17 protein-coding genes are annotated in these 21,903 nt (G+C 68.8%); 11 read left to right on the forward strand and 6 right to left on the reverse strand.

Annotated features, from left to right (window positions below):
- Window positions 1-4: 4 nt before the first annotated feature.
- Complete coding sequence (locus ACM6LR_RS14135) at window positions 5-2,299, reverse strand: hypothetical protein (RefSeq protein ID WP_414939493.1); 2,295 nt, start codon at window positions 2,297-2,299, stop codon at window positions 5-7.
- Window positions 2,300-2,390: 91 nt separating this feature from the next.
- Between ACM6LR_RS14135 and ahcY the strand changes: the two genes are divergently transcribed.
- Window positions 2,391-3,941 (forward strand): adenosylhomocysteinase, encoded by a 1,551-nt coding sequence (gene ahcY, locus ACM6LR_RS14140; protein WP_414939492.1) that lies wholly within the window; start codon window positions 2,391-2,393, stop codon window positions 3,939-3,941.
- 376 nt (window positions 3,942-4,317) lie between these two features.
- Here the strand turns inward: ahcY and ACM6LR_RS14145 are convergent, their stop codons facing one another.
- A complete protein-coding gene (locus ACM6LR_RS14145; RefSeq protein WP_414939491.1) occupies window positions 4,318-5,352 on the reverse strand; it encodes a hypothetical protein in 1,035 nt (344 codons plus the stop codon).
- A gap of 250 nt (window positions 5,353-5,602) precedes the next feature.
- Here ACM6LR_RS14145 and ACM6LR_RS14150 point away from each other — a divergent pair, with 250 nt between their 5' ends.
- The 3 genes from ACM6LR_RS14150 to ACM6LR_RS14160 all read left to right on the forward strand — a co-directional run bounded on the left by ACM6LR_RS14150 (window position 5,603) and on the right by ACM6LR_RS14160 (window position 7,822).
- Entirely contained in the window at window positions 5,603-6,172 is a 570-nt protein-coding gene (locus ACM6LR_RS14150; protein WP_414939568.1) for a papain-like cysteine protease family protein, read from the forward strand.
- Window positions 6,169-6,936 carry a hypothetical protein gene (locus ACM6LR_RS14155; RefSeq protein ID WP_414939490.1) on the forward strand — a complete coding sequence of 256 codons (768 nt, stop codon included), beginning with the start codon at window positions 6,169-6,171 and terminating at the stop codon, window positions 6,934-6,936. The genes ACM6LR_RS14150 and ACM6LR_RS14155 overlap by 4 nt, the downstream gene beginning before the upstream one ends.
- A 253-nt stretch (window positions 6,937-7,189) precedes the next feature.
- Window positions 7,190-7,822 carry a dTMP kinase gene (locus ACM6LR_RS14160; protein ID WP_414944033.1) on the forward strand — a complete coding sequence of 211 codons (633 nt, stop codon included), beginning with the start codon at window positions 7,190-7,192 and terminating at the stop codon, window positions 7,820-7,822.
- A 38-nt stretch (window positions 7,823-7,860) separates the two neighbouring features.
- On the opposite strand, the gene ACM6LR_RS14165 is transcribed toward ACM6LR_RS14160, so the two are convergent.
- The 4 genes from ACM6LR_RS14165 to ACM6LR_RS14180 all read right to left on the reverse strand — a co-directional run bounded on the left by ACM6LR_RS14165 (window position 7,861) and on the right by ACM6LR_RS14180 (window position 13,586).
- Window positions 7,861-8,982: an aromatic ring-hydroxylating oxygenase subunit alpha gene (locus ACM6LR_RS14165; RefSeq protein ID WP_414939489.1), complete on the reverse strand. Its 1,122-nt coding sequence runs from the start codon at window positions 8,980-8,982 to the stop codon at window positions 7,861-7,863.
- Complete coding sequence (gene solA, locus ACM6LR_RS14170; protein WP_414943933.1) at window positions 8,979-10,124, reverse strand: N-methyl-L-tryptophan oxidase; 1,146 nt, start codon at window positions 10,122-10,124, stop codon at window positions 8,979-8,981. Before solA ends, ACM6LR_RS14165 begins: the two co-directional genes overlap by 4 nt.
- Complete coding sequence (locus ACM6LR_RS14175) at window positions 10,121-12,547, reverse strand: GcvT family protein (RefSeq protein ID WP_414943934.1); 2,427 nt, start codon at window positions 12,545-12,547, stop codon at window positions 10,121-10,123. Before ACM6LR_RS14175 ends, solA begins: the two co-directional genes overlap by 4 nt.
- A 253-nt stretch (window positions 12,548-12,800) precedes the next feature.
- Window positions 12,801-13,586: an IclR family transcriptional regulator gene (locus tag ACM6LR_RS14180; RefSeq protein WP_414943935.1), complete on the reverse strand. Its 786-nt coding sequence runs from the start codon at window positions 13,584-13,586 to the stop codon at window positions 12,801-12,803.
- A 152-nt stretch (window positions 13,587-13,738) separates the two neighbouring features.
- Here ACM6LR_RS14180 and ACM6LR_RS14185 point away from each other — a divergent pair, with 152 nt between their 5' ends.
- The 7 genes from ACM6LR_RS14185 (at window position 13,739) to hpf (ending at window position 21,787) form a co-directional block, all read left to right on the forward strand.
- Complete coding sequence (locus tag ACM6LR_RS14185; protein ID WP_414939485.1) at window positions 13,739-14,056, forward strand: bifunctional 3-phenylpropionate/cinnamic acid dioxygenase ferredoxin subunit; 318 nt, start codon at window positions 13,739-13,741, stop codon at window positions 14,054-14,056.
- Window positions 14,053-15,189, forward strand: a complete 1,137-nt coding sequence (locus ACM6LR_RS14190) for an NAD(P)/FAD-dependent oxidoreductase (protein ID WP_414939484.1) — start codon at window positions 14,053-14,055, stop codon at window positions 15,187-15,189. Before ACM6LR_RS14185 ends, ACM6LR_RS14190 begins: the two co-directional genes overlap by 4 nt.
- Window positions 15,190-15,300: 111 nt before the next feature.
- Window positions 15,301-15,978: an MtrAB system response regulator MtrA gene (gene mtrA / locus ACM6LR_RS14195; RefSeq protein WP_005150760.1), complete on the forward strand. Its 678-nt coding sequence runs from the start codon at window positions 15,301-15,303 to the stop codon at window positions 15,976-15,978.
- Window positions 15,979-16,021: 43 nt separating this feature from the next.
- Window positions 16,022-17,704 (forward strand): MtrAB system histidine kinase MtrB, encoded by a 1,683-nt coding sequence (gene mtrB, locus ACM6LR_RS14200; protein ID WP_414939566.1) that lies wholly within the window; start codon window positions 16,022-16,024, stop codon window positions 17,702-17,704.
- Complete coding sequence (locus ACM6LR_RS14205) at window positions 17,701-19,428, forward strand: LpqB family beta-propeller domain-containing protein (RefSeq protein WP_414943936.1); 1,728 nt, start codon at window positions 17,701-17,703, stop codon at window positions 19,426-19,428. Before mtrB ends, ACM6LR_RS14205 begins: the two co-directional genes overlap by 4 nt.
- A 487-nt stretch (window positions 19,429-19,915) precedes the next feature.
- Window positions 19,916-20,554 (forward strand): ComF family protein, encoded by a 639-nt coding sequence (locus tag ACM6LR_RS14210; RefSeq protein WP_414944034.1) that lies wholly within the window; start codon window positions 19,916-19,918, stop codon window positions 20,552-20,554.
- Window positions 20,555-21,097: 543 nt separating this feature from the next.
- Window positions 21,098-21,787: a ribosome hibernation-promoting factor, HPF/YfiA family gene (hpf, locus tag ACM6LR_RS14215; protein WP_414939482.1), complete on the forward strand. Its 690-nt coding sequence runs from the start codon at window positions 21,098-21,100 to the stop codon at window positions 21,785-21,787.
- Window positions 21,788-21,903: the final 116 nt, after the last annotated feature.

Below are 21,903 nucleotides of genomic sequence, written 5' to 3' on the forward strand. Positions count from 1 at the left end.
GCCTTCAGCGCATTTGCGGAAAGTCCCCGAACAGCGACCCTTGCTCGCCCCAAGGGTTCTTCGGGCGGGGGCGGCCGAGCCCGGCGGCCATCGCGACGGCGTTGTCCCATTCGGCGTCGACGACGTAGTCCGTGTGCTTGAGGACGCCCGGCGCCCAGCGGTGCCGCCCGGTCGGGCCGCGCATCGGGTCCGGCAGCCAGTGATCACCGCCCAGCACCACGACGCCCTGTTCGTCGGCTTCCGCGGCCAGCGGGCCCGTCCCGCCTCCCGGCAGATAGCCGTCGCCCAGCAGTTTTCCGGCCACCACGCGATGCCGCCACGTCGTGACGCCACCACCGAAGATGTCCGTGCCACGGCACAGCGACCGCCAGCGGCCGCCGAGATCCTTGTACAGCTCCGAGAGTTGCGCCTGCGGCAGCATCGCGGGGAAGGCCCGCTGATAGCCCCATTGCAGTGGTGAGCCCGCGGTCAGCAGTCCGACGCGGTCGCGGTCCTCCGGCGGGAGGTCGGCGATCACCCGCGCCGCGGCGAGCACGGTCAGCAGGCTGCCGAGGTTGTACCCGGACAGCACGACCCTCGTGCCCGGATCGGCGAGGTGTTCTTTGACGCGGTCCGCGAGTTCCGGAACGACCTTGAGCGCGTAACTCGGCGGAACGGTCGGATGGGCAGCACGCGGCCAGAAGCACACGAGATCCGCCAGCGCGCCGAGGTGGCGGCTGCGCTTGGGTGTCGTCGCGGCGGCGAACACGACGCGCAGCAGCCCCGCCGCCAGCGCGCCGAGCGCGAACACGCCGATCCCCGAAAGCGTCGAGAACCAGCCGGGCAGCTGCCCGAAACCGAAGCGCAGCACCAGGAGCACGCCGCCGCCCGCCGCCATCGCCAGCGCGACCGCCAGCGCGAGATGGTGCAGATGCTTGCGTTCCCACGAGGCGCGGGCCCAGACGCGGGCGGCCTCCTCTTCCTGCGCCTTGCCGATCTCCATCAGCGCGACGATCTTCGGGACGCCGCGCCGCAGCCGTCGCAGCGGGACGGCCACCGCGAAGCCCAGGACCCCGAGTACGACGGCGAGCGCGAGCCCGGCGCCCCACAGCACGGTCACCAGGACGTAGGTGTCGGGCAGCCGGAGATCGCTGGCGCCGACCACTTGCCGCAGCGCGACCGCGAGTCCCGCGCCGAAGCCGCCGCCGAGCAGACCGGCGAGCGCGACGACCGGCGCCGCCGCCCAGCCACCGAGCCAGGGCCGCAACCGGTGCGGCAGGTGCTTCCAGGTCGACCGGCCGAGCAGGGCCGCGGGGATGAGCATCAGCGCGAACAGCACGGTCACCGCGACCATCGCCGCGCCCAGCGCTTCGACCGTCCCGTCCGCGCCGCCCAGCCCGCCGCCGGGAAGCCCGGCCGGCAACGGCGTCCGGCGGACGACGGCGATCCCGACCAGCGCGACCGCCGGCGCGATCAGCCCACCGCGGATCACCGGGCCCGCCGAGAAACCGACCGTCGAGGCCACCAGCGCGGCGAGGACGAGCGTCAGCGCGCAGATCCAGACGACCAGGTCGAATGTCGTCGTCGGCAGCCGGAACGGCCCGCCGAGCAACGGAAGCGCGACACAGGTCAAGGCGGCGACGGTGTGCAGTGTGCGCAGGCCCGGTGTCCTCGGCATGTCCTGTGGCTGCAGCGGGGCCGAACTGTGGACGCGGTGCAACCTGTTCCGTGACCGCCAGTCCGAAGACGGGATCCGGTCGAGCACGAAGATCAGCGCCAGCAGCGGCACCACCCCGATCGCCGTCCGCAGCGGCGCGAAATCCCGCAGGAACGAGGGCGCGCCCGCGAGACACCGTGAACCCGGTGCGAGGCATTGCGCGGCGAACAGGTCGAGCGAGACCACCGCGAGCTGGCTGATCAGCAGCATCGTCAGCAGCAGTGAGGCCACCCGCAGTATCGCCCGGCACGCCGTGCCGAGCATCGCCGCGAACCGCTTGCCCTCCGGGACCGGCGGCAACATCCAGTGCGCGACGTTCGCCAGCGAAAAGGGGAACAGCAGCGCCCAGGTCGCCTTCGCGGCGCCACCGGAGGTCATCCCGCTCCACAGGTAGCCTTCGAGGATGCGCGGGATCGAACGACCGAGCGCGGGCAGCACCGGACCGGGAGCGGGTCGGCGCAGCCGGTCCGACGGCCGGATCAGCCTGCCGATCCCGTCGCCCGCGACGTCGACCACCGACGTCGAATCCAGCAGACTTTCACCGCTCGTGCCCACTAGCCCGGGTACGCGTATTTCGACGACGCGGGTATCGGGACCCGGCATGACCACGGTGAAGGCCTCCAAACAGTTCAGTGGGCGTTGAGCCGACAACGGTACTGTTCTGGTGTCATCCAACCTTGGAGGAAGCGCGCATATGACCCCCGAAAGCGTTGCCAAGCGGCACGACACCCGCAACGGCATCGAGTTCGCCGTCGCCGATCTCGAGGCCGCCGAGTTCGGCCGCAAGGAGATCCGCCTCGCCGAGCACGAGATGCCGGGCCTGATGGCGCTGCGCCGTGAGTACGCCGAGGTGTACCCCCTGCGGGGAGCCCGGGTGTCGGGCTCGCTGCACATGACGGTACAGACCGCGGTCCTGATCGAAACCCTCGTCGCGCTGGGTGCCGAGGTGCGCTGGGCCTCCTGCAACATCTTCTCCACGCAGGACCACGCCGCCGCGGCGGTCGTCGTCGGCCCGTACGGCACCACCGAGGAGCCCAAGGGCGTGCCGGTGTTCGCCTGGAAGGGCGAGTCGCTGGAGGAGTACTGGTGGTGCACCGAGAAGATGCTGACGTGGGACGGCGAAGGTTCCGCAGCGTCCGATGATGGGACCCGGCAAACAGGTCCCAATATGATCCTCGACGACGGCGGCGACGCCACCATGCTGGTGCACAAGGGAACCGAGTTCGAAAAGGCGGGTGTCGTCCCCGCACCGGACGAGAACACCTCGGACGAGTTCCGCGTGTTCCTTCAGCTGCTGAGCGCCTCTGTCGCGGCCGACACCGGCAAATGGACCAAGATCGGCGAAGGCATCCGCGGTGTCACCGAGGAGACCACGACCGGCGTGCTGCGGCTCTACCAGCTCGCCGCGGCCGGTGAGCTGCTGTTCCCGGCGATCAACGTCAACGACGCCGTGACCAAGTCGAAGTTCGACAACCGCTACGGCATCCGGCACTCGCTGATCGACGGCATCAACCGCGGCACCGACGTCCTCATCGGCGGCAAGGTCGCGGTCGTCTGCGGCTACGGCGACGTCGGCAAGGGCGCCGCGGAATCGCTGCGCGGCCAGGGCGCGCGGGTGATCGTCACCGAGATCGACCCGATCTGCGCGCTGCAGGCGGTGATGGACGGCTACCAGGTCAAGAAGCTGGAGAACGTCCTCGGCGAGGCCGACATCATCATCACGACCACCGGCAACAAGGACGTCGTGCTCGTCGAGCACATGGCGCGGATGAAGCACCAGGCGATCCTCGGCAACATCGGCCACTTCGACAACGAGCTCGACATGGCGGGCCTTCAGCGCTACCCGGGCATCCGGCGGATCAACATCAAGCCGCAGGTCGACGAGTGGGTGTTCCCTTCCGGGGGTCCGGGCGCCGCCCCCCGGGATGAGCAGAGCCCCGATGGGAAGAGCATTCTCGTGCTCTCCGAAGGCCGCCTGCTGAACCTGGGCAACGCGACCGGGCACCCGTCGTTCGTGATGTCGAACAGCTTCTCCAACCAGGTGATCGCGCAGATCGAGCTGTTCACCAAGCACGAGGAGTACGACAAGGAGGTCTTCCGCCTCCCGAAGAAGCTCGACGAGAAGGTCGCGAAGATCCACCTCGACGCGCTCGGCGGCGAGCTCACGAAGCTGACGAAGGAGCAGGCGGAATACATCGACGTGGACGTCGAAGGGCCGTTCAAGACCGATCATTACCGGTACTGACCGCCCTTGACCGCCTGAAGTACATGAAGGCCCCCTTCCTTGCGCCGGACGCAGGGGTCCAGGCAAAGCCGAGGTCTTGCAGGTCAGGCGGTCGTTCGTCGCTGTGTAAGGCTGACGATGTAGGAATTGGGACGTTGAGTGTCCCAACTCCTACATCGTCGCGGAGTCACACCGGTTACGAAGCTTGATCGACAAGGGTTCAGGGACATGCCTTCCCAAAACCCCGGCACACGCCCGAGCGGGGAGGATTTCGGACGTTCAACGTCCCGAACTCTCCCCATTTCTTGGCCCTTGCAGGCACCGGAATGTCAAGCCCGGACTACCACCAGCAGCGCTGACCGCCCTTACCACTCACGACGCTGCGAGTGAGCACGCGCTAGCGCCACTCGACCTCGATGCCGGCCAGCCCCGGCCCGGCGTCGCTGAAGAAACCACTGGTCACGCCGCCCATGTCGAGCGGCAGCTCTTCGGACTCGACGGGTACCGCGTCGTCGCGCGTCCGGAACTGCCGCGTGCAGCGGGCGGGCAGCGCGCCGAGCGCGAACTTCAGTTGCACCAGGTAGCTCGAACACTGGTCCCGCAGCATCCGGAAGTACCCGGGCGAAGCGGTACCCGAGTCGTCACGTACCTCGAAGCAGAACACGTGGATCTCGCCCTCGGCGAGTTTCCGGTCGAAGAGCAGTTCGGTGGCCATCGTCTCGGCCTCGGCGTTGCGCCGGATCCGGCCGACGCGACAGCCCTCGGCGGTGATCAGGTCGACGTCGCCGATGTCGCAGCCGGGGTCTCCGTTGTAGACCGTGACGTACCGGTCCGGGCCGTGACGCCGCGCCCGGACCGCCAGCCGGGTGTGCAGGTTGACCTGCCGGTGTGCGGCGTCGAAGGTGATCGTGTCGTGCACCGAGAGCATCTCGAGGTCGGCGTTGTAGCGATTGGACGAGGGGTACGCGCCCAGTTCGGACAGCAGCTGATCGACGATCGAGCCCATGTCACCGGAACGGATGTCGTGGAACGACGCGGCCATCTGGTGTCCGCGTGCCCGCGCCGTCCGTGGCCCGATCAGCACGACGAGCGCGTCCGCGGGCAGTTGCAGCACCGATTCCAGTGCGCGGACCGCCGGGAGCGCCTTGGGTACCTCCGGCTGGCGCAGTCCGCGCTGCCAGTAGCTCAACGTCGACTGTCCGATTTGGACGCCACGGAGGCCGAGGTGGGCGCGGAGCCGGGCAAGTGAGAGGCCGCGATAGGCGATCGCCTGCCGGAGCGCGTGGTGGAATTCGCCGCTGCGCAGGGCCTCGACGAGCTCCTTGGGCAGGGCTTCGAGCGGTTGACGGCGCGTGCCGTCGATGATCGTCGGGGTGTCCCCGTCCGAGGCAAGCTTTCCCGCCGAGAACGCATCAGCACCGTCTCGTGTCACCGCTCGTCCCTTCACCAGACCAGTGTGTGCGCTGAGCGTGAACACCGCGGAACGTTCACGTTAGCAGCGCACTGTGAACACTACGTCCCCCGTTCGGGGTGGTTGACCCCGGAAGAGTGAGTGTTCCGGGGTGTGGAAACGCCCCGGAACGGTCCGTTCCGCCGAGTGCCCATCTTGCTCTGTGTGAGCCTGCTGTTCACCGTTGTGACCACATTGGTTCGCCATGGTGACCAGGAGGCCCGTTGTGCCTGTGTTCTCGAGGAGGGTTTGCGCCGCCGGCGCCGCGAGCGTCGCGGCGTGGCTGGCGATCCAGACCCCGGCGAGCGCGGTGCCCTCGCCGTCCGTCCGGCAGAACCCCATCGCCATGCAGGTGCAGGAAAAGTCCCAATGGTGCTGGGTGGCTTCCGGCACCACCATCGCGGCACGCCTCGGCGTGACCGTCGCCCAGAACGAATTCTGCCGGATGGCTCACGACGAGCGTCGCCCGGAGTGCGCCGACCGCCCTGGAACGCTGGGCGACGTCCGGCGCGCCTTCGGCAAGCTCGGCTTCTCGGACCCGGGCAAGTACGTCAAGGGGCGCGTCGGGTACGCCGCCGTTCGGGAACAGACCGGTTCCGGCCGTCCGGTGCAGACTCGGGTCGGCTGGGCCGCGGGCGGCGGCCACATGCACGTGCTCTACGGCTCCGACCTCGGCCGGAAGTGGGTCGCGTGGGGGGACCCACTGCTCACCGGTAACCGCTACCACTGGTCGACTTACGACTTCTACGCTGGCAACAAGTCCTTCACCTGGACTCACACACTCACCGGGATCCGGCGATGAGCGCGCGGCGGATCCTCGGGCTCGCCGGGCTGGTCGCGTTCGCACTGCTGATGTCGGCGCCCGGAGCGCGCGCGGACCAACTGTCGGGTGAAGATCTCGCGGCCGCGAAGGCGGCCGCCGACGACCCCACGCTGCGTGCCGAGATCGGTCGCTTCTTCACTCAGACGGGTGGTTCAAGCGACGCGCCGTCGGTCAGCGTCGTCGGCAAGTCTTTCCCGGTTTACGAGCTTTCGAGGGACTTCGTCGCCGGTGACGGCGCGGTCGCCGGGCAACTCGCCTACGTCGCCGTCCCGGTGACGGCGTCCGACGGGCAGACCGCCACCGTCTGGTCGGTCCGCGGCGACGACGGCGCCTGGCGCGTCGGCAACATCGCCTCGGGCGACCGGGAAAGCGAACTGGCCCGGCGGTTGCCCGCCGGTGCGACACTGCTCCACGAACCCCAGGTCGACGCCTGGTACGCGCTGCGAGACGGCCGGGTGACCCTGCTCGACTCGGGCGCCAGCGGCTACGCGGCCGGTGGGTCGGCCACCCTCGCGGAGTACCAGAAAACGGTCTCCGGCCGGTACGGCGCGATGCTCGCGAGCTCGCCGTACGCCCAAGAGGGCAAAGCCGGCGGTTACAACGCCCAGGTGATGCCTCGCGGCGACGGCGGCCCCGCGCCCGACGCGCAGGACACCGGCTTCGTCCCGCTACTGATCTGCGGCGGCTTGCTCCTCATCGGTATCGCCGGCTTCTTCCTGCACTCGAAGCGGCGTATCCCCTAGCGGACCGGTGGGCCGGACGTGAGCTGACCCGTCTGGCCCGCCGGTCGACCACCCCGTCTCAAAAACCCATCCCTGACCTCGCCGCCGCCCTCAACGGAACCGCTTCGCGGTGCTGGCCATTCCATCCATGCCCCCGCCGCCGCCCTCAACGGAACCGCTTCGCGGTGCTGGCCATTCCATCCATGCCCCCGCCACCGCCCTCAACGGAACCGCTTCGCGGTGCTGGCCATATTCTGTGGGCGTGGGACGACTCGTGGTGATCGAAGGTCTGGACGGCGCCGGCAAGCGCACGCTCGCCGACGCGCTGACCGGCGCGCTGAACGCGGCCGGAGCGAGCGTCACGTCCATCGCGTTTCCACGCTACGGCGAAAGCGTGCACGCCGACCTCGTGAAGGAAGCACTGCACCGCGGGCACGGCGACCTCGCCGACTCCGTGTACGGCATGGCGATGCTCTACGCGCTCGACCGGCGCGGCGCGGCCGACGAGATCCGCGGCCGCCTCGCCGAGCACGACGTCGTGCTGCTCGATCGGTACGTCGCGTCGAACGCGGCGTACGGCGCCGCCCGGCTCCACCAGGGCGCGGACGGCGAGTTCGTGCGATGGCTGCGGGAACTGGAGATCGACCGCTTCGGCCTGCCGGTGCCGGTCGCGCATCTGCTGCTGCGGGTCACCACCGACGTCGCCGCCGAACGCGCGCGTCGCCGCGCGGAGGGCGACGCCGATCGCGCCCGTGATTCCTTCGAGACCGACGACGCGCTCCAAAAGCGATGCTCGGTGGTCTACGACGAACTCGCCGCGTCCGGCTGGCTCACGCCTTGGCACGTCCTCGACGGCGCCGCCGGTGTCGACACCCCCGCTCTGGCTACCGAACTCCTCCGCGATTAGTCCTCTAGTTGCGGTACTTGCGCGTGCAACTACCGCAATCAGTCCTCTAGTTGCGACAACAGCCAGGAGTGGAACTCGCCGATGTGGTGCTCGGACGGCATCAGCACCCCGCCGCCGCGGTAGGCACGGGACGCCATCGCGGGTTGGCAGCGTTCGCACGCGTCGAAGTCCTGCTCGTTGACGCGGTGGAACAACTCGACCGATCGCGACACGTCCCGGCCTGACGCCATGACCTCCTTCGAGTACAGCCAGTCGCATTCGACGACCGTCCTGTCCGGTGCGAGCGGGTACATCCGGTGAAAGATCACGTGGTCCGGCACCAGGTTCACGAACACCTGCGGCCGGATGGTGATCGCGTAGTACCGCCGGTCCTGTTCGCTCGCGACACCGTCGAGCCGCTCGAAGCCCGAGCCGCCACCGATGGTGAACCCGTCGACGTCGTCGCCGAATTCGGCACCGTGCCCGACGTAGTACTGCACCGCGTATCCGTCGGCGAACTCCGGCAGCACTTCGGTCAGTTCCGGGTGGATCGTCGCGCAGTGATAGCACTCCATGAAGTTCTCGACGATCAGCTTCCAGTTCGCCTTGACGTCGTAGGTGATCCGCCGCCCGACCGAAAGCCCGTCCAGTCCGTAGCGCTCGATCGATTCCAGGTCGCCCAGCCGCTCCCGCACCGCGCCTTCGACGTCGGCCTCGAACGACGGCGGGTCCGCGGCGAGGCAGATCCACGCGTAACCCAGCCACTCCCGGAGGCGCACCGTATGCAGCCCGTACTCGGCGCGGGAGATGTCCGCCAGGTTCGCCAGATTCGGCGCCGCGATCAGCTTTCCGTCGAGTCCGTACGTCCACGCGTGGTACAGGCACTGGAACGCGCGATTTACCGTGCCCGTCTCTTCCGTGCACAACCTGGCCCCGCGATGGCGACAGACGTTGAGGAACGCCCGCAGCCCGCCGTCCCGGCCCCGGCTGACGATGACGCTCTCGCGTCCTGTCCGGACGGTCCGGAAGTCGCCGGCCGACGGCAGGTCCGCCGAACGCACGGCGCAGAACCAACCGCGCTCGAAGATCTTTTCCTGCTCTGCCGCGAAGATCCCGGGATCGGTGTAGTAGCCGCCACCCAGCGTCGGGATCAGGCTGGACGGCTGTTCGGTTCGCGTCAACTCGGCACTCCCGTCAACCGGGCGGGATCGAACAGGGCGATCGGATGCTCGGTGGTGCCGTCGACCACCAGGTCCGCGAGTACCTCACCGACCACCGGCACGAATTTGAAACCGTGCCCGGAGAACCCGCAGGCGATCACCACGCGATCGCGGGTGGGATGGCGGGAGATGACGAAATGCTCGTCGGGGGTGTTCGTGTACAGGCAGGTCGCCGCGCGCCGGAACCCGCCGGGCAGCGACGGCATCTTCCCTCCGACGAAATCTGAGATCTCGTCGACCTCTTCGGCGTGCACCGTCCGGTCGATGGTCTCCGGCGTGCACGTCTCACCGCCGCGGAAGAACGCGACCTTGACGCTCCCGGCGTCGTCGTGCGAGGGGAAGCCGTAGAACTGGCGGCCGTTCTCGCCCTCCCAGACGTAGATCGGATGCCGCTCCGCGCGGAACGGCTCCGCCCCGCCCGAGGGCGCGAACCAGTACTGGACCTGGCGTTCGATGGTGAAGTCGATCCCGAGTTCGGTGAGCAGCCGTGGCGCCCAGGCACCAGGGCAGATCACCAGTTGTTCCGCCGTGTAGAAGTTCCGCGACGTCCCGACCCGGACACCGGTGGACGTCTGGTGCCACGAAAGGACTTTCTCCTCGTGACGCAGTTCCGCCCCGGCACGCGCGGCCAGTTGGAGATGCGCCGCCACACTGCCTTCCGGCACCACGAAACCGGCGTTCTCCTCGTACAGCGCGATCTCGCCGTCGGTGGGGTTCATCGTCGGGAACCGGCGCCGGACCTCGGACGCGTCCCAGATCTCGTGCGGCAGGCCCCATCGCCGGGCGCTGGCGAGACTTCCCGTCACCGTCCGCGAATCCGGGCCGCCGAGCATGATCCCGCCACAGCGGGTGAAGATCTTCCTGCCGGAGTCACGTTCGATCCCGTCCCACAGTTCGTGCGCCCGCACCAGGAGCGGGACATACGCGGGGTCCTCGAAGTACGCCTGCCGCGTGATCCGCGAACCGCCGTGGCTGGAACCGAGGTTGTGCACCGGTGCGAACTGGTCGATGCCCAGCACCCGCTGTCCTCGCCGGGCGAGCCGGTACGCGGCCGCGCTGCCCATGCCACCGAGGCCGATGACGATGACGTCGTAGTGGCTCATGCGGCACTCCTGATCCGGGTCAGGCCGGCGTCGAACAGCGGCTCACTCGCCACGACGGCGGGGAACCGCTCGCCGAAGTACTCGATCTCCAGTGGCCTGCCCGGCACCGACAGTTCCGCCGGAAGCCAGGCATACGCGATGTTCTTGCCGACCGTGTACCCATAGGCGGCGCTGGTGACGTAGCCGACGGGGCGGCCGTCGGCGTACACTGGTTCCTTGCCGAGTACGACGGAATACGGATCGTCGACGGTGAGGCAGGTCAGTTTCCTGGTGACCGTTTCCGCCGAGCGGCCGGCCAGCGCGTCCCGCCCGATGAAGTAGCCCTTGTCCATCCGGACGGCGAATCCGAGCCCCGCCTCGTACGGATCATGCTCGGCGGTGACGTCCGTACCCCACAGGCGATAGCCCTTTTCCAGCCGCATGCTGGAGAACGCGTCGCGTCCGGCGGCGATGACGCCGTGCGCCTGCCCGGCGTCGGAGAGCGTGTCCCACAGTTCGCGGCCGAGGTCGGCGCTCGTGTACAGCTCCCAGCCGAGTTCGCCGACATAGGACAGTCGCATCGCGGTCACCGGTACTTGGCCGACGTACGCCTGCTTCGTCGTGAAGTAGCCCATCGCCCTGTGTGAGAAGTCCGTTGTGGACAGTGGTTGCAGGACGGCCCTGGCGAGCGGTCCCCACAGGCCGATGCAGCAGGTGCCCGGCGTCGTCTCGTGGATCTGCGCGGCGCCGTCGCGGGGCAGGTGCCGCCGGAGCCAGTCGACGTCGATGGCGCTGTTGACACCCACCTGGAATCGCTCGGCACCGATCCGGGCGACGGTCAGGTCGCTGCGCACGCCGCCGTCCTCGTCGAGCAACAGCGTGTACGTGACCGAGCCCGGTTTCTTGTCGAGCTGGTTCGTGGTCATCGTCTGCAGGAACGGCAACGCGCCAGGACCGGTGACCTCGACGCGTTTCAGCGACGTCATGTCGAACATCGCGACCCGTCGCCGCGCCACCAGTGCTTCGGCGCCGCCGATCGGGGACCAGTGGCGCGCGGCCCAGTCGTTGCGTGGCGGGATGCTCTCCACTTCGGGCAGGTTCACGTTCGCCTCGTACCAGTGCGGCCGCTCCCAGCCGCTCGCTTCGAGGAAGTACGCGCCGAGCCCGGCCTGCCGCTCGTAGAACGGGCTCGTCCGTAGTGGCCGCGGTTCCGCCATGGGTTGCAAGGGATGGACGACGTCGTAGACCTCGACGAAGCTCTGGCAACTGCGGGCCAGCACGTAGTCCGGGGCCAGCTGGACCGGCTCGAACCGGGCGAGGTCGCAACCGTGCAGGTCCGTGCCGGGCTGCCCGTCGACCAGCCAGCGCGCCATGGCCCGCGCGACCCCGGCCGAATGCGTGATCCAGACGGCTTCGGCGACCCAGAACCCGCCGAGGCCGGGGTGCTCGCCCAGCAACGGCATCCCGTCCGGGGTGAACGAGAACAGGCCGTTGATGCCCTCTTCGACCTTGGTCTCGCCCAGCGGCGGCAGCAGGCCGACGGCGGCGGCCCAGGACTCCTCGAAGTCCGCGGGCGTGAACGCGAGTTCCGACGGCATACCCTCACCGGCGCCGATCTCTTTGGCGGGCATCGGCATCGGCCGGTGCCCGTACGCGCCGATGCCGATCCGGTCGCCGTGCTCGCGAAAGTAGAGGTCGGCGTCCTGGTGCCGCAGGATCGGCCGGGTCGCACCGGTGAGCCCCGGCAGGGGACCGGTGCGCGCGTACTGGTGCGCCATCGGGACCAACGGGATCGCGAGGTCCACCAGTTCGCCGAGCACCGGGCCCCACATCCCGGCGCACGAGAGCACGATGTCCGCGCGGAAGCTCCCGGTCTCGGTGGTGACACCGGTGACCCGGCCGCCCGCGCTTTCGACGCCGACGACCTTCTGGCGTGCCAGGAACTTCGCGCCGCGCCCGATCGCGCGGCGGGCCTGCGCCTCGGCCGCCCGCAGCGGTTCGGCCAGGCCGTCGGAGGGAATGTGGAACCCGCCGAGGACCTTGGCCTGATCGAGCAGCGGATGCAACGCGGCGCATTCGTCCGGCCCGATCAGCCTGCTTTCGACGCCCGACGCGGTCGCCCAGCCGTGCCGCCGCTTGAGATCGGCGAGCCGCTCGGGCGTCGTGGCCACCTCCAGCCCGCCGAGCGGCCGGAAACACGGTCGGCCGTCGAGATCGAGCGCGCCGTATTTGGCGACGGTGTACTGGGCGAATCCGGTCATCGCGGCGCAACCGCTGGTCTGGAAGACCAGGCCGGGGGCGTGCGAACTGGATCCGCCGGTCGCGAACAGGTCACCCTGGTCCAACACGGTGAGATCGGTCCAGCCGCGTTCGGTCAGTTCGTCGGCGATCGCGCAGCCGACGATGCCGGCGCCGATCACGACCACGCGGGGTCTGGGGGCCATGGTGAGGGGAACCTCCTGCCTGCCCACAGTGTCCACAAGGGACACAGGGCATCGGCGTGACAGGCGCTGTTGCGGATGAGGCACGGTGTTCCGTCTTCAGCAACAAAGTGCGGCACGTGCGGGCACGCTGTCAAGAGCCCGAAACGGTCGCCCTCTTCAACCCGTGCGTGTAATGAACGGGACTTTCCTCGCAAAAATTGAGATGAAAGCCCCGTTCATCTCACTCGGCGGGGGCGTGACAGGGCCGGTCACCTCACTCCGCGAAATACCCCAGCTGAGCCGAGAGATCCGCGGAGGCCTCCGTCAGTAGCCGCACGATCTGCCGCACCCGCTGTTTCGAAAGCCGGTACGACGGACCGGAAGCGCTCATCGCCGCGACGACATCGCCGCCGGGGCCGAGTACCGGCACCGCGACCGCGTGCATCCCCAGCTCCAGTTCCTCGAAACAGGCCGCGTACCCGTCCTCGGTGACACGCTCCAGTTCGGCGGTCAGCTCGTCCGGGTCGACCGTGGTCCGCGGCGTGAACCGTTCGAGTTTCCGTCGGAGCAAGCGTTTGCGCTCGACGTCGCCCAGGTACGCGAGCAGCACCTTCCCGCTGGAGGTCGCGTGCAGCGGGGTGCGCTGGCCGGTCCAGTTCTGCGTGCTGATCGCGGCCGAACCGCGGGCCTGGCTGATGTTGATCGCGACCCCGTCGTCGGCGATCGCGATGTTGACCGTCTCGCCGAGCGTCTCGGCCAGGCCCTGGCACGTTCGCCTGCCCAGTTTCGCCAGGTCCATGCGGCCGGTGGCGGCGCCGGCGAGCCGGACGACGCCGAAGCCGATCGCGTACTTCCCCCGTTCGCCGAGCTGCTCGACGAGGCCGCGGTTCTCCAGGACGCTCAGCAGCCGGGAGGCCGTCGACTTGTGCACGCCGAGTTCACCCGCGATCTCGGTGATCCCCGTTTCCCCGTTGCGTGCCAGCAGTTCCAGCACGCTGATCGCGCGGTCGACGGACTGTACCTGGCTGGGCGTTGCGTTCCCCGCGTTCTGGTTCCGCATGACGCAACAGTAGCCGTTTCGCCCGCATCCGCTCGGCTGAGTGGGCGAATCCCTTGACGCACCGGCCCCTCGGGAGCAATTGTTGCGCAGAGCACGTCTCGTCTCGTAATACGCAACATCAACAAACCGTCGGTCCTTTCCCGGAGGCCCCGATGATCCGTGCCTGCTCCGTCTCCGAACTGCCCGAGGGCGAGGCTCTCCGGCTGGAGGGCCCCGTGCCCGTCTCGGTCTTCCACGCCGAAGGCGGCTTCTACGCCCTTGATGACACCTGCACTCACCAGGACGCGTCGCTCGCCGACGGCTGGATCGAGGACTGCTTCGTCGAATGCCCGCTGCACGCCGCGCGGTTCGACCTGCGGACCGGCGTCCCGGTCAGCCTGCCCGCGAAGAACGCCGTGCGCACGTACCCGGTCGTCGTCGACGACGGGGTGATCTACGTAGACACCGAGGCGCGCCGGGAAATTGCTTGAGAACCATCGCCGTCGTCGGGACCTCGCTGGCGGGACTCCGTTCGGCGCAGGAGTTGCGCTCGCAGGGTTTCGACGGACGGCTGGTGATGATCGGCGCCGAAGCGCCGTACGACCGGCCGCCGCTGTCGAAGGACTTCTTGCTGGGCAGGGTTTCCGTCGCGGACCTCGCCCTCGCCGGGCAAGACGACCTCGACGCGCTCGACGCGGAATGGCATCTCGGCGTCCGTGTCGAGAAGCTCGGCCGCGACGGCGTGACACTCGACGACGGCACCATGATCACCGCCGACGGCTACGTCATCGCGACCGGCGCGGCCGCCAGAACCCTTGACGCGGCAAGGAATCTGAAAGGTGTTCACACCTTGCGGACGCTCGATGACGCCGTCTCGCTGAAGCGGGATCTCACGGCCGGGCCGTCTTCGGTGGTCGTCATCGGCGCGGGGTTCATCGGCGCGGAGGTCGCGTCCGCCTGCCGTCTGCTCGGCCACGACGTCACCGTGATCGAGGCGATGCCCGTCCCGCTCGCCCCGGTCGTCGGCCCGGAAATGGGCACGGTGTGCGGTGGATTGCACGCGGAAAGCGACGTCCGGTTGATCGCGGGTGCGCCCGTCGCCGGGTTCGCCGGAGCCGATCGCGTCACCGGCGTGCGGCTCGCGGACGGCAGGGAGATCCCGGCGGATCTCGTCGTCGCCGGAGTGGGGGCGCGGCCGGTCACCGAATGGCTGACCGGTTCCGGGCTCGCCGTCGACGACGGGGTGCTGGTCGATTCCGGCTGTGTCACAGCGAATCCCCGAGTGATCGCGGTGGGTGACGTCGCGCGATACCGCTGCCGTCTGCGCGGGAGGCGGATCCGCGCCGAACACTGGACGGCCGCGAACGAGCAGGCGGGCGTGGCGGTCACGAACCTGCTCGCCGGCGCGACCGTCACGCATTTCGCACGACACGGTTACTTTTGGTCCGATCAGTACGGGCACCGGATCCAGTTCGCCGGAGTGGCCACAGAAGACGTGCGGATCGTGGAAGGCGATGTCGAGGCGAAGCGTTTCGTCGCGACCTATCACCGCGAAGACGCACTGGCCGGCGTCTTCGCGATCGACTCGCCACGGCCGTTCACCAGGCTCCGGCGTGCGCTCTAGAGGCCGAAGACCCTACTCGGATGGAGCAATTTGCCCGTTTCGATGATCTTTCTGGTGGTCACATCGCCGGGTCGCGCGCTCGTGCGGGGAAACTAGTGCGAACATAGGTTTATGAAGGCACGTGTTCTGGTCGTCGACGACGACCCTGCTCTCGCGGAGATGCTCACCATCGTGCTGCGTGGGGAGGGGTTCGACACAGCCGTCGTGGCCGACGGCTCACGGGCGCTGCCCGCGCTTCGTGAGCTGAAACCGGACTTGGTCCTCCTCGACCTCATGCTGCCCGGGATGAACGGCATCGACGTCTGCAAGGCGATCCGGGCCGAGTCCGGCGTGCCGATCGTCATGCTCACCGCCAAGAGCGACACCGTGGACATCGTCCTCGGGCTCGAATCGGGGGCCGACGACTACGTGGTCAAGCCCTTCAAGCCGAAGGAACTCGTGGCCCGCGTCCGCGCCCGGATGCGCCGCACCGAGGCCGAGCCCGCCGAGTCGCTGACAATCGGCGACCTCGCGATCGACGTCCCCGGTCACGAGGTGACGCGGGAGGGCAAGGCCATCCCGCTGACCCCGCTGGAGTTCGACCTCCTGGTCGCGCTCGCGCGGAAGCCGCGGCAGGTGTTCACCCGCGAGGTGCTGCTCGAGCAGGTGTGGGGTTACCGCCACGCCGCCGACACCCGCCTGGTGAACGTGCACGTCCAGCGTCTGCGCTCGAAGGTGGAGAAGGACCCGGAACACCCCGAGGTGGTGTTGACCGTTCGCGGCGTCGGGTACAAGGCAGGCCCGCCGTGATCACCCCATGAGAGGACGCTTGCCAAAGCTCGCCCAAGCCACGATGCGCCACCTCCGGCGCATCGTGGTTTTCGTGCGCCGCAAGGTCGTCTCGTTCAACGAACTGTGGCGGCATTCGCTGCAGTTCCGGGTCACGGTGTCGACGCTGGCGCTGTCTTCGGCCGTGGTGTTCGTGCTGGGCATGGTGCTGCAGAACCAGATCACCGAACGGCTGGTCGAGACCAAGCAGAACGCGGCGATCGCCCAGACCAGGGCGGTCGTCGAGACCGCGGCCAGTGAACTGGTCGGCGTCGGCACGGAAAGCCCGGAAGCGCTGACAGCGCGAATGAACAACGCGCTGAAGAAGATCTCCAGCACGACGACCTCGCAGGACGGCGCCGGATCGGCCGCGGGCACCTTCGAGCCGGTGCTGGCCGCGGGCGGGCGTGATCAGTCGAGCCGTCCGGTGGCCGCCGGTCCCTACGAAAAGGTGCCTGTCCGGCTGCGCCAGTTCGTGGAGACCGAGCAGGTCAGCCACCTGACCCACACGGTCGCCGAACCGGACGGCGGCAAGACGACGTACCTGATCGTCGGCGCCCCGGTGTCGACGACGATCAACCCGCTCCAGCTCTATCTGCTGTACCCGCTCACCAGCGAGCAGAACACCGTCTCGACCGTGCAGAACACGCTGCTCGTCGGCGGTCTCGTGCTGCTGCTCCTGCTGGCCGGGATCACGAACCTGGTCACCCGGCAGGTGGTCCGGCCGGTCCGGCAGGCCGCCGCGGCGGCCGAACAGTTCGCGGGCGGAGACCTGGACCAGCGGCTCGCCGTGCTCGGTGAGGACGATCTGGCCAAACTCGCCGTGTCCTACAACGGGATGGCCGCGAGCATCCAGCGGCAGATCCGCCAGCTGGAGGATTTCGGCGGCCTGCAGCGCAGGTTCACCTCCGACGTCTCGCACGAACTGCGCACCCCGCTGACCACCGTCCGGATGGCGGCCGACGTGCTGCACGCGTCACGCGAGCAGTTCCCGGCGGGGCTCGCCCGCTCCACCGAACTGCTGGTCGACGAACTCGACCGGTTCGAGGCCCTGCTCGGCGACCTGCTGGAGATCAGCAGGCTCGACGCCGGTGTCGAGGAGCTCTCGGCGGAACTGATCGACGTCCGGCCGATCGCGACAAGGGCCGTCGAACAGGTCCGGGTGATCGCCGGCAACGCGGGCAGTTCGGTCGAGCTGGTGCTGCCGGACGAGGAGGCGTCGGCCGAGGTCGACGCGCGCCGCGTCGAGCGGATCCTGCGTAACCTGCTGGCCAACGCGGTGGACCACAGCGAGGGGAACCCAGTGGTGCTGACACTGGCGGTCAACGAGACCGCCGTCGCCATCACCGTGCGCGACCGCGGTGTCGGGCTCCATCCCGGCGAGGCGGAACTGGTGTTCAACCGGTTCTGGCGTGCCGACCCGTCCCGCAACCGCCGGACCGGCGGCACCGGGCTCGGCCTCGCGATCAGCCAGGAGGACGCCAGGCTGCACGGCGGCGTGCTCGACGCGTGGGGCGAGACCGGCTACGGCGCCTGTTTCCGGCTCGTGCTGCCGCGGCAGCAGGACACGCCGATGGGGGAGAGCCCGCTGGTCCTGCCGCCGCCCGAGCACAAGGTGACCGACCCGCATGGTTCGCCGTCCGGACTGCTCGAAGTCCGCCCGGCGCCCGACGCGATCCTCGCCGAACCCGAGGAGGTCGGCCGGTGAGGCGGCTGCTGACCCTGCTCGCGGTGTTCCTGCTGGTCGCCGGATGCGCGAACATCCCGCTCGAATCCCAGCCCATCGTCGTCCCCGGGGACAAACCCGCGCAGGCGCCGGTGGACGTCCCCGAACCGCAGGCCGGGATCGACTCGCTGACCGTCACCCGCCAGTTCATCCGCAACTCCGCGACGCCGGGCACGGCCAACGCCGACGCACGGGTCTACCTCGACGACGAAGCCCGGCGGAACTGGAAGCCGTCGCCGGGGCTGACGATCATCGACGACACCTTCGGCACCGTCTACGACACCTCGTCGCCGTCGGGGAACCCGGACGAGCAGGTGGTGAACGTCCGCGGGTTCAAACTCGGCAACCTGAGTCCCGACAGCGCGTTCATCCCGGTGAAGGCCGAGTACTCGCAGCAGTACAAGCTGCGGAAGCAGCCGAACGGCCAGTGGCGGATCGTGGATCCGCCGCAGGAACTCGCCATCACCGACGAGGATTTCGCGCGCAGCTACTTCCGGGTGCCGATCAGCTTCTACTCGCCCGACTCCGGCGCTTTCGTCCCCGACCTCCGGTACATCGCGGCGAAACCACAGGCCGGGCTGCCGGGCCGGGTGATGGACCTGGTGCTGCAGGGCCCGTCGGAAGGATTGAAGGGCGCGGTCAAGGACCTGCTCGGCGGCCAGGTCACCACCGATACCAACGTGCGCAGCACGGACGACGGCACACTGGACATCAACCTGACCGGGATCGGCGGGGCCAGCCTCGCGGACCGGAACCTGATCGCCGCGCAAATCGTCCTCTCGTTGCAGACGGTGACACTGAGCCGGATCCGGTTGCTAGCCGACGGCACCGCGCTGGTGCCGGACCACGAATACTGGCGTTCCAACGAAATTCCCGCGTACAACACGGACATCGCCCCCAACTCGGAGCTGAAGGGGCTGATGACCGTGAACGGGCGGGTCCGGTCGCTCGGTGACGGGGCGCCGGTCGACGGGCCTGCCGGCAACGGCGGGTACAAGGTCATCAGCGGTGCGCAGTCCGTCGACGGCAAACGGCTCGCGGTGGTCGAAGAGCGCGACGGCAGGCAGTGGCTCCGGGTCGGCGACCTCGGCCGCGACCTCGCCTCGGTGGACCTGTTCGGCGGCAGCCTGAGCCGCCCCACCTGGCGGCCGGTCGCCCGCGGCGGCGGGGTTTCGGGCGAGGTCTGGACGGTCGTCGACCACAACACCGTCGCCAGGGTCACGCTGGCCGCTGACGGGCGCTGGGTGAAGGCAGGCGTCGACGCGACCATGCTCACCGGACTCGGTCAGGTCACCGAACTGCGCCTCTCCCGCGACGGGTCCAGGCTGGCCGCGGTGGTCAACGGGCAGCTGGTGGTCGCGTCGATCGAGCGGACCGCGGACTCGGTGGCGCTGCGGTCTCCGCGGAAGCTGCAGGAACGCGACCTCAAGGACGTCGTCGACGTCGACTGGGCGACCCAGGATCACCTGATCGTCGCGACGTCGTCGAGCACGCTGCCGGTGGTCAAGGTTCCGCTGGACGGGCAGCGGATGGACACCTTCAACAGCTCGAACCTGACCCCGCCGGTGCACGGTGTCACCGCCGCGCCGAGCAGGCAGAACCTGGTCGCGGACGCGGGTGGGCTGTGGGTGGCCTCCGAGCTGGGCGAGGTCTGGCGGCCGCAGGCGCATACGGTCACCGACGCGGACCCGTTCTATCCAGGCTGAGTAGCTTTCGCGTGCTTGGGTGGGAGGAGCGGGCTCGGACCGAGCCTCACCCCCCGGAGGCCGTCGCAGCCTGGCGGGTGAGGCTGTGTGGAAATAGAGACGTTGAGTGTCCCTATTTCCACACAGCCCTCCTGCTTCGCCCACCCTCCGCGGGAGCAGGAGGGCGACCAGGCGCCGGTGACTGTTGAGCCCGGCGGGTCGTAAGTACTGGCGTGGAGCGGTCCAGGTCGCGAAAGCCGCGTTCGCAACAGCTCCTCGCGCGAGCACCTGCCAAAGACGGCCACCCTGCGCGGGCTGTCCTGGCGGCGCCGACCGAACGATCGTGCCTTTCTCCTCAACTGGCATCCCGGGCGCGGCCTCGGGAACCGGAGCCTTCTCCTCGACTGCTGTCATGAAAGGTCTTCTTAGGACGAAATGGGTCCTCAGCGGAACTCTCATGACACGACGGGCCCCGGAACTGTCGGTCCGCGCCGCGATCCTCGACGGCATGTCCGACCTCTTGGATCTCCTCATCCCCGCCCGCTGCGCGTCCTGCGGGGCACCCGGTGCCCCCTGCTGCGCGACCTGTCAGACCGCTTGGGGTTCGCTCAGCGAGATCACCCGCGCCCCGACGGTCGGTCTCGTGCCCGTTTACGCACTGGCCCGTTACGCCGACGAAGCCCGCCGCCTGATCCTCGCCTATAAGGAACGTGGCCGTCGTGACCTCGCGCCGTCCTTGGGCAGAGCCCTCGCCGAAGCTCTGTCGCATCTGCCCGAGCAGGGTGTGGCACCCTGCCTCGTCCCGGTCCCGTCGAGACGGTCCGCCTCGCGTGTCCGAGGTGGCCCCCATGTCCAGCGCATGGCCGAAGAATGCGCGAAAGTGCTGGTGAGTAAGGGAAAACCGGCAACAGTGGCCCCGGTTCTCAAACTCGAGGCCGGGGTCCGCGACGCCGCGAGGCTCACCCGCGCCGAGCGGGCGGTGAACCTCGACGGCCGCGTCAGCCTGGTCCCGGGGGCCTGCCCCGCACGGGTCATTCTTCTTGACGACGTGATCACAACCGGAGCGACGGCCGCCGCTTGCGCGCGTCTGTTGGACATAAGCGGAATTCACGTTTCCGCGGTGGTGGCACTGGCCGCCGCCGGGTGATCAAGGGGTCACCTACAAGAGTGGTTAATGCTCGGGAACGGGAATGGGCACAAGGGCGTTGACGGGATATGAGGCAGCTTCCGGGGAACACTCCGACGGCCCGCCACCCCACCGGGGTGGCGGCGGATTCCCCCGGCGGCGTCACCCTCGGCTTTTTCCTGTCCGAAGGCTTGCGCCGTCCGCGTGAAAACAAGTCACCGGGACGACGCCCGGCAGGCCGGATTGTCCCGCTGGACGCACCGCCGTCGTCGCGTGCGGTAACGAGGTCTCACGTCCTGATATCCCCCGGCTCGGGGGCTGTTGCTCGCGGCGTGTTACAGCTAACGTGCAGCGCTATCAGCAATCCCGGCAGGCAGGGAGGTGACCAGCCCATGTCCCTGGCGCCGGAGCCGCGCTGAGTCCGCGCTCGGACATCCGACACGAGACGTCGTGGCCGCATGCCGAGTTCCCTCATCGCCCGCGATTCGGGCTTCGTCCCCGCATTACCGGCGCCCTGGTGAACACATCTACAGCTCGCAGTCATTTCAGCGAGGGAGGTCGTGTATGGACATCGTCATTAAGGGCCGCAACGTCGAGGTGCCCGACCACTATCGGGCACTCGTCAGCGAAAAGCTGGCCCGGCTAGAGCGCTACGACAAGAAGGTCATCCGTTACGACGTGGAGCTCTTCCATGAGCCCAATCGCCGGCAGTCGAAGAACTGCCAGCGCGTCGAAATCACCGGGAAGGGCAGGGGCCCCGCCGTACGCGCCGAAGCGTGTGCAGGCGACTTCTACGCAGCGCTGGATTCCGCTCTGAACAAGCTCGAGAACAGACTGCGGAAGACACACGACCGCCGGCGCGTGCACTACGGCCGCAGCCGCCCGGAATCCGTCGCCGAGGCGACTTCGATGGCGGCCGCCGGTGGCATGACCACCGACACCCGGCATCTCGCGGGTACCGCGGTGCTCGAAGCGCCCGAGGCCGAACCCATGGCCAACGGTTTCGCTGTCGAGAGCGGTGACGACTTCGAGATGCCCCAGCAGCGCTGGGATGACGGGGTGACCGAACATCAGCCCGGTCGCGTCGTCCGCGAGAAGAAACACGACGCGGACCCCATGACGGTCGATCAGGCTCTCTACGAGATGGAACTGGTCGGTCACGACTTCTACCTGTTCAACGACTCCGACGCCGGATGCCCGAGCGTCGTCTACCGGAGGCGAGGCTTCGACTACGGCGTCATCCGGCTGGGTTAGCCGGAGGCCTCCGACCCCCCTATCGCCCATGACGGCGGCCCGCACGTGGATCGCGTGCGGGCCGCCGCCGTGTCCGGCGCCCCAGGTCCCGACGGACGGTGCGTGCGCGAACACCG

This window comes from Amycolatopsis sp. cmx-11-32, from assembly GCF_047608695.1.
Lineage (GTDB): Bacteria > Actinomycetota > Actinomycetes > Mycobacteriales > Pseudonocardiaceae > Amycolatopsis.